At 72.7% G+C, this 14,515-nt stretch carries 16 protein-coding genes, 1 pseudogene and 1 riboswitch; of the genes and pseudogenes, 9 read left to right on the forward strand and 8 right to left on the reverse strand.

The features are described from left to right. Positions 1-123: pseudogene (locus KBX43_RS31705) on the forward strand (phytochelatin synthase); the annotation flags it as partial. 59 nt (positions 124-182) lie between these two features. On the opposite strand, the gene dusB reads toward KBX43_RS31705, so the two are convergent. After that, entirely contained in the window at positions 183-1,346 is a 1,164-nt protein-coding gene (gene dusB / locus KBX43_RS25110; RefSeq protein WP_104112439.1) for a tRNA dihydrouridine synthase DusB, read from the reverse strand. Positions 1,347-1,524: 178 nt separating this feature from the next. On the opposite strand from dusB, the gene KBX43_RS25115 reads away from it, so the two are divergent. Further along, positions 1,525-2,496, forward strand: coding sequence for a type IV toxin-antitoxin system AbiEi family antitoxin domain-containing protein (locus KBX43_RS25115; protein WP_210887403.1), 972 nt, complete (start codon positions 1,525-1,527; stop codon positions 2,494-2,496). Positions 2,497-2,552: 56 nt separating this feature from the next. On the opposite strand, the gene KBX43_RS25120 is transcribed toward KBX43_RS25115, so the two are convergent. From KBX43_RS25120 to KBX43_RS25130, 3 genes are all read right to left on the reverse strand, one after another. Beyond that, positions 2,553-3,932: a glycine--tRNA ligase gene (locus KBX43_RS25120; RefSeq protein WP_013475540.1), complete on the reverse strand. Its 1,380-nt coding sequence runs from the start codon at positions 3,930-3,932 to the stop codon at positions 2,553-2,555. A 113-nt stretch (positions 3,933-4,045) separates the two neighbouring features. Continuing rightward, complete coding sequence (locus tag KBX43_RS25125) at positions 4,046-4,519, reverse strand: hypothetical protein (RefSeq protein WP_043329042.1); 474 nt, start codon at positions 4,517-4,519, stop codon at positions 4,046-4,048. A 94-nt stretch (positions 4,520-4,613) separates the two neighbouring features. Then, entirely contained in the window at positions 4,614-4,955 is a 342-nt protein-coding gene (locus KBX43_RS25130; RefSeq protein WP_030503150.1) for an antibiotic biosynthesis monooxygenase, read from the reverse strand. A gap of 27 nt (positions 4,956-4,982) precedes the next feature. Here KBX43_RS25130 and KBX43_RS25135 point away from each other — a divergent pair, with 27 nt between their 5' ends. From KBX43_RS25135 to KBX43_RS25160, 6 genes are all read left to right on the forward strand, one after another. Beyond that, positions 4,983-5,246: a DUF6703 family protein gene (locus tag KBX43_RS25135; protein ID WP_030503149.1), complete on the forward strand. Its 264-nt coding sequence runs from the start codon at positions 4,983-4,985 to the stop codon at positions 5,244-5,246. Between the two features lie 88 nt (positions 5,247-5,334). After that, entirely contained in the window at positions 5,335-6,276 is a 942-nt protein-coding gene (locus KBX43_RS25140) for a metal ABC transporter substrate-binding protein (RefSeq protein ID WP_210887406.1), read from the forward strand. After that, the gene (locus KBX43_RS25145) at positions 6,273-7,037 is read left to right on the forward strand and encodes a metal ABC transporter ATP-binding protein (protein WP_030503147.1); all 765 of its coding nucleotides are present in this window, start codon (positions 6,273-6,275) and stop codon (positions 7,035-7,037) included. Before KBX43_RS25140 ends, KBX43_RS25145 begins: the two co-directional genes overlap by 4 nt. Before the next feature lies 1 nt (position 7,038). Beyond that, the gene (locus tag KBX43_RS25150; protein ID WP_043329036.1) at positions 7,039-7,914 is read left to right on the forward strand and encodes a metal ABC transporter permease; all 876 of its coding nucleotides are present in this window, start codon (positions 7,039-7,041) and stop codon (positions 7,912-7,914) included. 43 nt (positions 7,915-7,957) lie between these two features. Next, entirely contained in the window at positions 7,958-8,260 is a 303-nt protein-coding gene (locus KBX43_RS25155) for a metalloregulator ArsR/SmtB family transcription factor (protein ID WP_030503145.1), read from the forward strand. A gap of 52 nt (positions 8,261-8,312) precedes the next feature. Further along, positions 8,313-8,918 carry a hypothetical protein gene (locus KBX43_RS25160; RefSeq protein ID WP_210887408.1) on the forward strand — a complete coding sequence of 202 codons (606 nt, stop codon included), beginning with the start codon at positions 8,313-8,315 and terminating at the stop codon, positions 8,916-8,918. Positions 8,919-9,319: 401 nt separating this feature from the next. On the opposite strand, the gene KBX43_RS25165 is transcribed toward KBX43_RS25160, so the two are convergent. The 4 genes from KBX43_RS25165 to KBX43_RS25180 form a co-directional block, all read right to left on the reverse strand. After that, positions 9,320-11,293 carry an acyl-CoA dehydrogenase family protein gene (locus KBX43_RS25165; protein ID WP_210887411.1) on the reverse strand — a complete coding sequence of 658 codons (1,974 nt, stop codon included), beginning with the start codon at positions 11,291-11,293 and terminating at the stop codon, positions 9,320-9,322. 108 nt (positions 11,294-11,401) lie between these two features. After that, on the reverse strand, positions 11,402-11,905 hold the full coding sequence (locus KBX43_RS25170) for a DUF6328 family protein (RefSeq protein WP_104112434.1): 504 nt from the start codon (positions 11,903-11,905) through the stop codon (positions 11,402-11,404). Between the two features lie 91 nt (positions 11,906-11,996). Next, positions 11,997-12,746 (reverse strand): sugar isomerase domain-containing protein, encoded by a 750-nt coding sequence (locus KBX43_RS25175; protein ID WP_030503141.1) that lies wholly within the window; start codon positions 12,744-12,746, stop codon positions 11,997-11,999. Next, complete coding sequence (locus KBX43_RS25180; RefSeq protein ID WP_210887415.1) at positions 12,743-13,579, reverse strand: alpha/beta fold hydrolase; 837 nt, start codon at positions 13,577-13,579, stop codon at positions 12,743-12,745. Before KBX43_RS25180 ends, KBX43_RS25175 begins: the two co-directional genes overlap by 4 nt. A gap of 76 nt (positions 13,580-13,655) precedes the next feature. Next, a riboswitch (TPP riboswitch) is annotated at positions 13,656-13,762 on the forward strand. Between the two features lie 75 nt (positions 13,763-13,837). On the opposite strand from KBX43_RS25180, the gene KBX43_RS25185 reads away from it, so the two are divergent. Next, entirely contained in the window at positions 13,838-14,428 is a 591-nt protein-coding gene (locus tag KBX43_RS25185) for an ECF transporter S component (protein WP_069087972.1), read from the forward strand. Positions 14,429-14,515 lie beyond the last annotated feature (87 nt).

The raw sequence follows: 14,515 nt of genomic DNA on the forward strand, positions 1-14,515 counted from the left end.
GGCTACCGCGACGGCGGGAAGGTCGTGACGATCGCCGACTCGGCGAACCCGAACCAGGCCTCCTACCGGATGGACGTGGACGAGCTCGCCCGCTGGATCGCCAGCCGCGGCTACAGCTCCTGACCGAACACGAAGGGCCCGACCCCCACCACGGGGTCGGGCCCTTCGGCGTACCCGGGTTGTCAGCCGCCGGAGTCGTCCAGCTCGGCGCCGTCCGGCGGGGTGTCGTCGTCGCGGCTGGCCAGCCACCCGTCGGGCAGGAAAACCTTGCCCGGGGAGTTGGTGCGGCCGCGCGGCTGGCCGAGGTTCTCCACCGGGAACGGTACGGCCGGGTCGAGCTTGCCGAGCAGGTCGTCGAGCTGCGCCAAGCTCTCGATCATGGCGAGCGAGCGGCGCAGCTCGCTGCCGATCGGGAAGCCCTTCAGGTACCAGGCGACGTGCTTGCGGAAGTCGGTGCAGCCGTCCCGCTCGCCCCGGGCCGGGTTGCGGGCACCGGCCACGAACTGCTCCACCAGCAGCTCGGCGTGCCGGCGCATGGTCACCGCCACCTCGCCGAGCGAGGGCAGCCGCCGCTCGGGGCTGCCGTTGAACGCGGCCTCCAGGTCGGCGAACAGCCACGGCCGGCCCAGGCAGCCGCGCCCGATCACCACGCCGTCCACGCCGGTGTGCGCGACCATCCGCAGCGCGTCGTCGGCCTCCCAGATGTCACCGTTGCCGAGCACCGGCACGTCGAGCGCCGACTTGAGCGTGGCGATCGCGTCCCAGTCGGCGGTGCCGGAGTAGCGCTGCGCGGCCGTACGCCCGTGCAGGGCGACCGCCGCGACGCCCGCGTCCTGGGCCGCCAGCCCCGCCTCGACGTACGTCAGGTGGTCGTCGTCGATGCCCTTGCGCATCTTGACGGTGACCGGCACCCCGGCGGGTGACGCGGCGTCCACCGCGGCCTTGACCAGCCGGGCGAACAGCCGGCGGCGCCACGGCAGGGCCGAGCCGCCGCCGCGCCGGGTGACCTTGGGTACGGGGCAGCCGAAGTTCAGGTCGATGTGGTCGGCCAAGTCGCGCTCGACCACGATCCGCACGGCGGCGGCGGTGATCTCCGGGTCGGTGCCGTAGAGCTGGAGGCTGCGGGGTTGCTCCTCGGCGCCGAAGGCGATCATGCGGAGCGTCTTCGGGTTCCGCTCGACGAGCGCCCGGGTGGTGATCATCTCGCAGACGTAGATGCCGCCGCCCTGCTCGCGACAGAGCCGGCGGAAGCCGACGTTGGTGATCCCGGCCATCGGCGCGAGCACCACCGGCGGCCACACCTGGTGCGGGCCGATGGTCAGCGCGGGCAGCGTAGGGGCAGTCACCGACCAAGTGTAAGGAAGGGCCCCTTATTAACGTCTCCGGTAGTGCAGGGGCCCCTTGTTAACAGGGCGCATATCACAGCCGGCCCGCCTCGCGGACGCGCTCCACAGCCGGGCCGGCTGTCCACAGGGCGGGCGAGCGGGCCACAGAAGGATCGGCGGAGCCCGCACGCTGCCGGGCATGCCCGAACAACCACCCGAACTCGGCGACCTGGCGGAACGCCAGCAGCAGATCGTCACGCGGACGCAGCTTCTCGGCGTCGGATACGACGACATGTACCTGTACCGGCAGACCCGGCGCGGCCTGTGGCAGCGCGTGCTGCCGGCCACGTACGCGCTCGTCACCGGCACCCTCACCGACGAGCAACGACGCATCTCGGCGGCGCTCTACGCAGGCGCCGACGCGCAGCTCACCGGCCTGGCCGCCCTGATCTGGTACGGCTTCCGGCACAGTCCGCGCACTGCTGACGTACACCTGATCCTGCCGCACCACGCGCGGCGCCGCTCGGCCGGTCACGCGGTGATCGCGCGGGCCCTGGAGCTTGATCCGCGGGCCCGGCGGACCGCGCTCTATCCGGTGTGCTCGCCGGCGCGGGCGGTGGTGGACGCGGCCCGCGACCTGCGCCAGTTGCGGCCGGTACGGGCGACGGTGGCGGAGGCCGTGCAGCGCGGCTTCACCGATCTGGACAGCCTGGACGCGGAGATCCGCCGGGCCCGGCGCAGTCGCACCGCCCTGATCCGGAAGGCGTTCGCCGAGATCACGGACGGGGTCCGCTCCGCGCCGGAGACCGAGCTGCGGGAGTGCCTGGGCGGCAGCGGCATGCTCGGCGGGATCCTGTGGAACCCGCGGCTGTCGGCGGCCGACGGCACCCGCCTGCCGACGCCGGACGGCTACCTCGCCGACTGCGCGGTGGCGCTGGAGGTCGACTCGCGGGAGTACCACCTCAGCCCGACCGACTGGGCACGGACGCTGGACCGGCACAACGAGTTGAGCCGGTACGGGGTGCTGGTCCTGCACTTCACGCCGGCGCAGATCCGCAGGGAGCCGGGCCGGGTGCGGCGCACGGTGGAGGACGCGTACGCGGCCAGGCGCGGGGTGGGCGCCGCGACCGGCGTACGGGCGGAGCCGATCTCCCCCGGCGACGGGTGTTAAGAAGGGGCCCCTTCTCTACGCGAGGCGTTAAGAAGGGGCCCTTCCTTACAGCAAGGTCAGCAGCCGGGGAGGCGCTCGATCAGGTAGCGCTCGACCTGGTCCAGCGAGACGCGCTCCTGGGCCATGGTGTCCCGGTTCCGGACCGTCACGGCGTTGTCGTCGAGCGTGTCGAAGTCGACGGTGACGCAGAACGGCGTACCGATCTCGTCCTGCCGGCGGTAGCGGCGGCCGATCGCCTGCGAGTCGTCGAACTCGACCACCCAGCGCTTGCGCAGGTCGGTGGCGAGCTGCTTGGCCTTCGGCGACAGCGCCTCGTTACGCGACAGCGGCAGCACGGCGACCTTGACCGGGGCCAGCCGCGGGTCGAAGCGCATGACGGTGCGCTTGTCCACGCCGCCCTTGGTGTTCGGCGCCTCGTCCTCGTCGTACGCCTCGAGCAGGAACGCCAGCACCGCGCGGGTGAGGCCGGCGGCCGGCTCGATCACGTACGGCATCCAGCGCTCGCCCTTGCCCTGGTCGAAGTACGACAGGTCGACGCCGGAGTGCTTGCTGTGCGTGGACAGGTCGAAGTCGGTGCGGTTGGCGATGCCCTCCAGCTCGGCGAACTCGCTGCCGCCGAACCGGAACCGGTACTCGATGTCGACGGTGCGCTTCGAGTAGTGGGAGAGCTTCTCCTTGGGGTGCTCGTAGAAGCGCAGGTTCTCCTCGGACAGGCCGAGGTCGAGGTACCAGTTCCAGCGCTCGGAGAGCCAGTACTCGTGCCACTGCTCGTCGGTGCCGGGCTCGACGAAGAACTCCATCTCCATCTGCTCGAACTCGCGGGTCCGGAAGATGAAGTTGCCGGGGGTGATCTCGTTGCGGAACGACTTGCCGGTCTGCGCGATGCCGAACGGCGGCTTCTTGCGGGCGACCGTCTCGACGTTCTTGTAGTTGACGAAGATGCCCTGGGCGGTCTCCGGGCGCAGGTAGTGCATGCCCTCGTCGCTCTCCACCGGGCCCAGGTAGGTCTTCATCAGGCCGTTGAACATCTTCGGCTCGGTGAAGGTGCCCTTGTTGCCGCAGTTGGGGCAGTTCAGCTCCGTCAGCGAGGTCAGCGGCTTGCCGTGCTTGGCCTCGTACGCCTCTTCCAGGTGGTCGGCCCGGAACCGCTTGTGGCAGGACTGGCACTCGGTGAGCGGGTCGACGAACTCGGCGATGTGGCCGCTGGCCTCCCAGACCTTGCGGGCCAGGATGACCGCCGAGTCGAGGCCGACGACGTCGTCGCGCTGCTGCACCATGGTCCGCCACCACTGCCGGCGGACGTTCTCCTTCAGCTCGACGCCGAGCGGACCGTAGTCCCACGCCGACCGGGTGCCCCCGTAGATCTCGCTGGAGGGAAAGACGAAGCCCCGGCGCTTGGCGAGGCTGGTGACGGCGTCGATACGGTCGGCTGGCATGTTTCCTCCTACGCCGGCTGGCGGTCGGCGCGGTTGAGATGGATAAAACCGGGCTGTTCGGGACAACGGTACGACCGCGTTCGTCCCGAGCCCAGCAGAATACCGGGGGCCGGTCAGCTCACCCCGCAGACCTCCACGCCGCCCGTCTGCTGGTCCGGCGCCAGCGTCACGGTCTGCGCCTCCCGCCGACCGCCGGCCAGCGTGACGTCCACCGGGACGGTGAGCGTGGTGATGTCGACCTCGCCGACCCGGTAGCCGGAGATCTGCGGCTCGGTGGCGACGCGCCGCACGAACTCGGGCCGCGGTTCGCGTCGGCGGAGGTCGTCGCAGAGCGTGTCGTACGCCTTGGACCACTCCCGGGCGACCAGTGCCTGGTAGTAGTCGCTGGTGACGGCCCGGCCCTGCTCGCCGATCGCCTGGGCGTTGCTCACGGCCAGGCCGACCACCGCCGCGCCGCCTCCGCCGCAGCAGATCAGCACGGCGAGCGCGCCCGCGCCGAGGCCGAGCCAGAGCCGGGTCCGCCCGCCCTCGGTGGGCGGGGCGGCGAACGGCGGCGCGGCACCGGGCCCCTGCGGCGGCGCGGGCACCCCGGGGTCCGCCGGCGGCGCGGGCGGAACTGACGACGGGGGTGGTGCGGCCGGTCCGGGAGCGGTCATACGCGCCAGGGTAGTGCCCCGGCACTCACCGGTAAGGACCTGCGGCCCGATCGCTGGCGACGACGACGATCTCACCCTCGGGGGCGGCGCTGGCGAGCGTCTCGTACGCCGACGGTTCGTCCACCGATCGGGCGAGCAGCGGCACGGCGGTGACCTTGACGTCGAACCCGCCGAGCGCCCGCCGGTACGCCCCGACCGACTCCCACTCGGTGAGCAGGCACCAGTGGTCCGGGTCGTCGAGCGCCCGCAGCAGCTCACCGCGCAGGTAGCCGGGGCGGGCGGCGAGCGCGGCCAGCGCGGCGTGCGCCTCCCGGGTGAACTCGTCCACCGTTTCGGCTTCCACCACGAACCGGTTGGTGACCAGCACGGCGTTCCTCCTCGTAGAGTTTGTGGCATGCAGCGTACGCAGAGTCCCGTGCTGTCCCGGTTGGCACGGCTCAACCCGACGGCGGTGTTCCTCGCCGTACTGGCCCTGATGCTGGTCGGCCTCTTCGCGCCCGGCCCGGCGGGCGGCGTCCTGCTGCTGGCGCTGGCCGGCGGCCTGGTGTGGCTGATGTCGGTCACCTGGCCGGTGCAGGCGCCGGCGACCCGGATGTTCCGGCTGGTGATGCTCACCCTGTTGATCGCGGTGGCGCTGGCGAAGCTCATGGTCGGCTGACGTACGGAAGCAGAGCCGAGCTGACCTGCGCTGACATGCAATCATGCGTTTTTGACAATAGTTTTCGTTGTCGCGGACAGTTGAGCCCATGACCGTTCGCGCACCCCGCCGTGTCCTGACCGCCACCGCAACCGCCCTGCTCGCCGCCGCCGGCCTGACCGCCTGCGCGGACGGCACCGGCGCCGCGAGCGAGCCGGGCAAGGTCGGCGTGGTGGCCGCGTTCTACCCGCTGCAGTTCCTGTCCGAGCGGATCGGCGGCGACACGGTCTCGGTCAGCAACCTGACCAAGCCCGGCGCGGAGCCGCACGACCTGGAACTCAACCCACGGCAGGTCGGCCAGGTCGTCGACGCCGACGTGGTCGTCTACCTCAGCGGCTTCCAGCCGGCGGTGGACGAGGCGGTGGAGCAGAACGGCGGCGACCGCGCGTTCGACGTGGCGGGCGTGACGCCGCTGCGCGACGCCGCCGCCGGTGGCCACGACCACGAGGGCGAGGCCGGGCACTCCGGGGAGAGCGGCGGCAAGGACCCGCACGTCTGGCTCGACCCGACCCGGCTGGCCACCATCGGCGACAAGCTCGCCGAGCGCCTCGGCAAGGCCGACCCGGAGCACGCCGCCGACTACACCGCCCGCGCGGGCGCGCTGCGCGCCGAGCTGACGAAGCTGGACACCGAGTACGCCGACGGCCTGCGCACCTGCAAGCGCCGGGAGATCGTCACCAGCCACACCGCGTTCGGCTACCTCACCGAGCGCTACCAACTGGAGCAGATCGGCATCAGCGGGCTCACCCCGGAGTCCGAGCCGTCGCCGCAGCGCCTCGCCGAGGTCGCCGAGGAGGCCCGCGAGCACCAGGCCGGCACGATCTTCTTCGAGACGCTGGTCAGCCCGAAGGTCGCCGAGACGATCGCGCGTGAGGTGGGCGCGAAGACGGCGGTGCTGGACCCGCTGGAGGGCCCGCCCGCCGACGGCGACTACCTCTCCGCGATGCGTACCAACCTGCAGACCCTGCGAACCGCTCTGGACTGTTCATGACCCCACCCGTGATCGAGATCGCGCACGCCACAGTCGGCTACGACGGCCGCCCGGTGCTGCGTGACGTCTCGTTGACAGTGACCGCCGGCGAGGTGGTCGCCGTGCTCGGCGCCAACGGCTCCGGCAAGTCGACGCTCGTGCGCGCCGCGCTCGGCCTGGTGCCGGTCGGCGCCGGGTCGGTCGCCCTGTTCGGCACGCCGCAGCGCCGCTTCCGGCAGTGGCACCGAATCGGGTACGTGCCGCAGCGGCTCGGCGCGGGCAGCGGAGTGCCCGCCACCGTACGCGAGGTGGTGGCGTCCGGGCGGCTGGCCCGCCGCGGCGTGCTGCGGCCCGCCGGACGGGCGGACCGGGAGGCGGTGGCGGCGGCGCTGGACGCCGTCGGGCTCGCCGACCGGGCCGGCGACCCGGTGTCCACGCTCTCCGGCGGCCAGCAGCAGCGCACCCTGATCGCCCGCGCGCTCGCCGGCGGGCCGGAGCTGCTGGTGCTCGACGAGCCGACCGCCGGGGTGGACGCGGCCAGCCAGGAGGCGTTCGCCGGGGCGCTGCGCTCGTTCCGGGACGGCGGCGGCACGGTGCTGCTCGTCGCGCACGAGCTGGGCCCGCTGCGCCCGCTGATCAGCCGGGCCGTGGTGGTGCACCAGGGCGGCATCGCCCACGACGGCGCCGTGCCGGAACCCGCCGGCCACCACGCCGACCCCGACCACGAGCACGTGCACCCGCACTGCGACGAGGAGCCCGCCCGGCTCTGGACAGGCATCTGAGATGGACCTCTTCCAGTACGACTTCATGCTCCGCGCCCTGGTCGGCGCGCTGATCATCGGGCTGGCCGCGCCCGCGCTCGGCATCTACCTGGTGCAGCGGCGGCTGGCCCTGATCGGCGACGGGATCGGGCACGTGGCGCTCACCGGCGTCGGCGCGGGCCTGCTGCTCAACCGCTCTCCCGTGCTGGTGGCAGTGATCGCCGCGACGCTCGGCGCGATCGTCATCGAGCTGGTCCGCGCGTACGGGCGCACCTCCGGCGACCTGGCGCTGGCGCTGCTGTTCTACGGCGGCATCGCCGGTGGCGTGGTGCTGGTCGGGCTCTCCGACGCCAGCAGCGGGGCGCTCAACGCGTACCTGTTCGGGTCGCTGACCACCACCTCGCAGGGCGACCTGGTCACCATCGGCGTGCTCGGCGCGGCGCTGCTGGTGACCATGCTGGTGCTGCGCCCGGCGCTGTTCGCGGTCTGCCACGACGAGGAGTACGCGCGCGTCTCCGGCCTGCCGGTACGCGCGCTGAACCTGATCATCGCGGTCGGCACCGCGATCACGGTGACCATCGCCATGCGGGCGGTCGGGGTGCTGCTGATCAGCGCGCTGATGGTGGTGCCGGTGGCCACCGCGCAGCAGGTGACCCGGGGCTTCCGGTCCACCATGGCGGCGGCCATGGCCCTGGGGCTGTTCGCCGCCGGCGCCGGCGTCTGGGTGGCGGCCACCGCTGACACCGCGCCCGGCGCGTCGGTGGTGCTGGTGGCGATCGGCTCGTTCCTGCTGGTCGCGCTCGGCGCGGCCGGTGTGCGGGCGCTGCGACGCCGGAGCGGGAGCGACCGGGCCGCGCCGCCGGTCGAGCCCGCCGAGCACGAGGTGCTGCTCGGATGAGGCCCTACCGGCTGACGCAGCTGGGATTGGTTACCGTTACAGGGTGACCGGCACGAACGGGTACGACGCCTTCGAGGGCGCGGGTGACCTGCTGCGCGCGCTCTCGGCCCCGATCCGGCTCGCGATCGTCAGCGAGCTGGCCGAGGGCGAGCGCTGCGTGCACGAGCTGGTCGAGAAGCTCGGCGCGCCACAGCCGCTGGTCTCCCAGCACCTGCGGGTGCTGCGCGGCGCCGGGGTGGTACGCGGGTCGCGGCGCGGCCGGGAGATCGCGTACGCCCTGGTGGACGACCACGTCGCGCACATCGTGGCGGACGCGGTCAGCCACGCCGGTGAAGGGCCCTCCTGAGGCGCGAAACTGTCTCGTGCCGGCAGGGCCGAGCCGTGGCAGGCTGTCCGGCGTGAAGATTTACGCCGACCGCTTTCCCACCGCGGCCCGCCAGTTCCTCACCGACCTGCTCGTGGTCGCCTGGGTGTACGCGGCGATCCGCTTCGCGCTGTGGCTGCACGACGTGGTCGAGAAGCTCGCCGTACCCGGGCAGAAGCTGGAGGGGGCCGGCGGTGGCCTCGCCGACAACCTGGCCGACGCCGGCGGCAAGGTCGGCCGCGTGCCGCTGGTCGGCGACGAGCTGACCGCGCCGTTCACCCGGGCCGCCGACGCCGCCCGCGCGGTCGCCGAGGCCGGCCGCGACCAGCAGGAGATGGTCGGGCAGCTGGCGCTCGGGCTGACCATCGCGGTGCTGGTGTTCCCGCTCGGCCTGGTGCTGTTCGGCTGGCTGCCGCTGCGGGTGCGCTGGATGCGCCGGGCAGGCGCGGCGAAGGCCCTGGCCGGCGCGCCGGCCGGCCGGGACCTGCTGGCGCTGCGCGCGCTGGCCGGTCAGCCGCTGTCGAAGCTGAACCGGATCGCGCCGGACGTCGCCGAGGCGTGGCGGCGCGGCGACGACGAGACCGTCGACGCGCTCGCCGCGCTGGAGCTGCGCGGGCTGGGGCTGCGCGGCGGCCGCTGACGGACCGGCTCCCGGCTCCCGGCTGATGCACTTCTCGGCGTTATGCCTCTGAGTCATATCTATGACTGAGAGGCATAACGCCAAAAACAGAGTCCTTCCTCTGGCACCACGTGACACCGCGTAACGGGTCGCTGGCCCCGTCTGAGGGCCGCCGGTCCGACGGCACGCCGCAGGTCCGGCACCACGGCCACGGGCCCGGGCCACGCCGCGACACCAGCTCGCTCCCCCGGTTCGGGAACGGAGACCGGTGGGGCGCGGCCGAAGTTCCTGCGCGGCCGGGCAGTCGCCGGACTCCGCGTGGACCGACGGACGACGCCGTCCGCAGGCGCAGCACGCCGGAACCCGGCACCGCACCGGCGGACGACGACCGCCGCGCGGGCGCGCCGAGGCGTAGCGGTTGGTCAGCCGGCCGGCGGGATGCGGCGGCGCACGTCCTCGGCGGTGGACGGCCCCGGTTCCCAGCGCGCCACCCACGGCAGGTCGGCGGGCGGCGTGAGGACGCCGTCCTCCAGCGAGGCGTACCGGCCGGCGACGATCCGCTTGGCGGCGGCCACGTCGACCGAGTCGGTGTTCGACCACAGGCCGGTGAACAGCTCGTCGACGCGCAGCCGCGCCTGACGGCAGAACAGGTCGGCCAGCTCGACGTTCTCCGGGTGCGCGTCCCGCTCGGCGTAGGCCCGGACGCAGACCGCGCTCATCGCGAACAGCTCCGCGCCGATGTCCACCACCCGGCCGAGGAACGCCTGCTTACGCTCCATCTTCCCCTGCCACCGGGACATCGCGTAGAACGTCGACCGGGCCAGCTTGCGGGAGGTCCGCTCGACGTGGCGCAGGTGCCCGGCCAGCGGCCCGAACTCCTGGTACGCCCCGGGCGTCTGCCCCTTGCCGACAGCGAGCGTGGGCAGCCACTTCGCGTAGAAGGCGCCGGCCCGCGCGCCCGCCTTCGCCTTGCGGCCCAGCCCGGCGTCCGGGTCGATGATGTCGCCCGCCACCGACAGGTGCGCGTCGACCGCCTCGCGGGCGATAAGCAGGTGCATGATCTCGGTGGAGCCCTCGAAGATCCGGTTGATCCGCAGGTCACGCAGGAGCTGCTCGACGGCGGCGGGCCGTTCGCCCCGGGCGGCGAGCGAGTCGGCCGTCTCGTACCCGCGTCCGCCGCGGATCTGGATCAGCTCGTCGGCGATCCGCCACGCCATCTCGCTGGCGTAGAGCTTGACCAGCGCCGCCTCGATCCGGATGTCGTTGCGGTCGTCGTCGGCGAGCATGCAGGACAGGTCGAGCATGGACTCCATGCCGTACGTGGTGGCGGCGATGAACGACAGTTTCTTCGCCACCGCCTCGTGCTCGGCCACCGGTCGGCCCCACTGGACCCGGTCCGCCGCCCACTCCCGGGCCACGTTCAGCGCCCACTTCCCGGCGCCCACGCACATGGCCGGCAGCGAGAGACGGCCGGTGTTCAACGTGGTCAGCGCGATCTTCAGGCCCTTGCCCTCGCCGCCGATCACGTTCTCGGCCGGCACGAACACGTCGTGGAAGCGGGTGAGGCTGTTCTCCAGGCCGCGCAGCCCGACGAAGGAGTTGCGCCGCTCGACGGTGATGCCGTCGCTGTCGCCCTCCACCATGAACGCGGTGATGCCGCCGCGCCGCCCCTCGCCGGCCGGCACCCGGGCCATCACCACGAGCAGGGTGGCGAGCGTGCCGTTGGTGGCCCAGAGTTTCACCCCGTTGAGCCGGTAGCCGGCGCCGTCCGCCGTCGGCTCGGCGGTGGTGGCGAGCCGGGCCGGGTCGGAGCCGACGTCCGGCTCGGTGAGCAGGAACGCGGAGACCTCACCGGCGGCGAGCCGGGGCAGGAACCGGTCCTTCTGCTCGGGTGTGCCGAACATCTTCAGCGGCTGCGGCACGCCGATCGACTGGTGCGCGGAGAGCAGCGCGCTGACCGCCGGGCTCACCGAGCCGACGAGCATCAGCGCCCGGCAGTAGTGCAGGTTGCTCAGCCCGAGTCCGCCGTACTTGCGGTCGATCTTCATGCCGAACGCGCCCAGCCCGGCCAGTCCGTGGAACACCTCGTCGGGGATGCGCGCGTCCCGCTCGATCGCCTCACCGTCCACCTCGGACCCCAGGTACGCCCGCAGCGAGCCGAGGAACTCGTCGGCACGGGCCACCTCGGCCGGGTCGGGGCGGGGCCACGGGTCGATCAGGTCGAGCCGGAACCGGCCGAGGAAAAGTTCCTTGCCGAAGCTGGGCCGGTCCCAGGCCGACTCGCGGGCCGCCTCGGCGACCTGGCGGGCCTCCTTCTCGGTGACCTGGCCCGCCTCTCCGGGCAGCGGCCCCGCGCCGTCGGGGGACTCGGGCCGGCTGTTCTGTGTCGTGGTCACGGCTGCCTCCTCGTCGGTCCGGCTGCGTCGACGCGCTCGACGAAAACGACGCTACCCCCGGGTGTTACCCAGGGGTAGCGCCGCGTGCACGTCCGATTTGGCGGACGGTCAGCCGCCGGTGAGCGTCTGCGGGTCGTCGTCCTCGTCGTCGATGTCGTCGTCGCCCCAGTTGCGGCGGCTGAACGGCAGGATCGCCCAGAAGATCAGGAACCAGAGGCCGGTGAGCGCGCTGAGCAGGAACGCGATCGGCCGGTCCAGCACGAAGTCGGAGACCAGCAGGACCGAGCTGACCATCGCGATCAGCATGAAGAACAGGCCGCCGGTGGCCATCCGGTGGGCGAAGCGGACCAGTTCCGGCTTGCGTCCCTGGCGGAACAGCGCCCGGTGGAACGCCACCGGAGAAATGATCATCGCGGCGGAGGCGGCTGCGGTCAGCAGCGCCAGGATGTAGATGTCACGCTGGAACTCGGTGGTCCGGTCGAACCCGGCGCTGAACGGCAGCGTCAGCAGGAAGGCGAACAGGATCTGCACGCCGGTCTGCGCGACGCGCAGCTCCTGCAACAGATCGGCGAAGTTGCGCTGCCAGCGCTGCTTCTCGGATTCCTTCGACACTCGCGGACCTCCCCGGGAGACGGCACGGCCGGCGGGTGAACGCCCACCGGCAGGACCGCCTGTGCCCCGTACGGATGATCACGAAACCGGTTCAGGAACCGCGGCGGATCCGCCCCGCGTACCGTGCCTCCAGCTCGGCGTTGTGCTCGTCGCCGCCGGTGATGTTCGCGGACAGGTAGACCGGCGGACGCTCCCCCGCCGCGACCAGCCGGGCCACCACCTCGGCGACGATCTGCTGGGCCAGCAGCGCCGCGGTGATCGACGAGACCGCGCCCACCGCGCCGCCGCCCGGCAGCGGCAGCGTGGCGTCGCCGTACGGGGCGCCGTTGTCCAGCACCACGTCGGCGAAGTCGGCGAGCTTGCGGCCGGACGGGTGCCGCGACGTCATCCGGGCCGAGTGCTGCGCCGACGTGATCGCCACCAGCCCGTGCCCGCGTTCCTTCACGATGGACGCGAACTCGACCATCGCCCCGTTCACGCCCGAGTTCGAGGCGAGCACGAACACGTCCTGCGGCCGGATCGGCGCCAGCTCGTAGAGGCGGTGCGCCACCGCCGGGTCGCGTTCCAGCTTCGGGCCCAGCACGTCGGCCGGGTCGCCGCCGACCAGCACCAGGTCACGCAACGCGATCCGGTTCGTGGGCACCAGCCCACCGGCCCGACCGGCGATCTCCATGGCCAGCGCCTCGGAGTGCCCGGTGCCGAACGCGTGCACCACGCCGTCGGCGCGCAGCGCCGCCGCGATCAGGTCGGCCGCGTCCGCCACGTTGCGCCGCTGTTCGGCGGCGACCCGGCCGATCGTCTCGGTCACCACCGCCAGGTACGCCTCGGCGCTCACCGTCATGCCTCCTCCGTTCCTGCGCACCGGGCGAGGATCGCCTCGGCCAGCGGGCCGGGCGCCTCGTCCGGGATCCAGTGGCTGACGCCAGGCAGCGTCACGAACCGGTAGTCACCTGTGACGTGCGCGGCGCACGCCTGCGCGGCCGTCCGGCCGATCGCCACGTCCTTGTCGCTCCAGACGAACGTGGTGGGCACCCCGACCGGGGCGACCGCCTTCATGTCCGCCCCGGTCATCGCCCGGTACCAGTTCAGCGCCGCCGTCAACGCCCCCGGCTCGCGCATCGGCTCGGCGTACCGGGCCACCGCGCCGGCGTCGCCCACGCCGCTGAGCAGCTTGCGCAGCGTGGCACCGTTCCACGCCAGCAGCACCTTTTCCGCCGTACCGGGCTTACGGAACAACGCTATGTACGCGGACTTGACCTTCTGCCGCGGGTCGGTGGCGAGCGCGTGCCCCATCGCGGCCGGGTGCGGCACCGACACCGCGGTCAGCGTCCGCACCCGCTCCGGGTGCGCCGCCGCCAGACCCCACGCCACGATCGCGCCCCAGTCGTGGCCGACCACGTGGGCGCGGGTCACCCCGAGGGAGTCCAGCACCGCCGCCGCGTCGGCCACCAGCTCCGGAATCCGGTACGCCCCGACGTCCGCCGGCCGCGCGCCGGGCGAGTAGCCGCGCTGATCGAGCGCGTACGTGCGCAGCCCGGCGGCGTGCAGCGCGGGCGTCACCGCGTCCCACTCGCCGGAGTGCTGCGGGAAGCCGTGCAGCAGCAGGACCGGGTCACCGCCCTCGGGGCCGTCGGCGCGTACCTCGAACGTCAGTCCCCGCGCATCCACCAGCATGATCGCCACCATACCGACACTCGCCCTGCTGGGCCGGGGCCCGTGGTCGGTGCTAGCGTCTGCGACGAGACAACTTCACATCCGACAGGGGAGCGCACAGCGCTGAGAGTGCGGGCCGGTGCCCGCAGACCCTCGAACCTGATCTGGGTAATGCCAGCGCAGGGAGTTCGGTCGACCTCCAGCCGCGTCGCCGTCCGGTGACCACCGGGCGCGGCGTGCGTCTTCTCCTGGTTCACCTCGACGAACTGGGAGCCAACCGTGAACCACAACGACAGCAACCGCTGGCGTACCGTCGACATCGTCGTCGCCTCGGTCATCGCCGTCACCTTCGGCGTCGTGTTCCAGCTCTGGAACATCCTCTGGAAGGGCAGCGACGGGCCGTTCGCCTTCTTCGCCCCGCTCCAGTCGGTCATGTACGGCGTCTGGCTCATCCCGGCCGTGCTGAGCGCGCTCATCGTCCGCAAGCCGGGGGCGGCGCTGCTCACCGAGACCGTCGCCTCGGCCGTCTCGGTGCTGCTCGGCTCCCCCTACGGTGCGATGGCGATCCTCCAGGGCGCGGTGCAGGGCCTGGGCGTCGAGGCGGTCTTCGCGGCCACCCGGTACCGCCTCCACCGGCCGCTCACGGCGGCGCTCGCCGGCGCGTGCGGCGGCCTCTTCGCCACGCTGTTCGACGCTCTCTACTGGTACCCCGGCACGAGCTGGACGACGTTCCGGCTGCCCTACATCGCGTTCGGCGTGCTCAGCTGTCTGCTGGTGGCCGGCCTGGGTGCGGTGGCCCTCACCCGCGCGCTGGCGAACACCGGCGTCCTGGACCGCTTCCCCGCCGGCCGCGACCGCGCCCTGGTCTGAGGCTCGCCTCGCCTCGCCCCGCCCCGGTGATCAAGGAGTTTGCGTCCGCCGGGCACGGTTTTCCGGACGCGAACTCCTTGATCACGC

This window comes from Micromonospora sp. C41 (genome assembly GCF_018070485.1).
GTDB classification, from domain to species: domain Bacteria; phylum Actinomycetota; class Actinomycetes; order Mycobacteriales; family Micromonosporaceae; genus Micromonospora; species Micromonospora chalcea.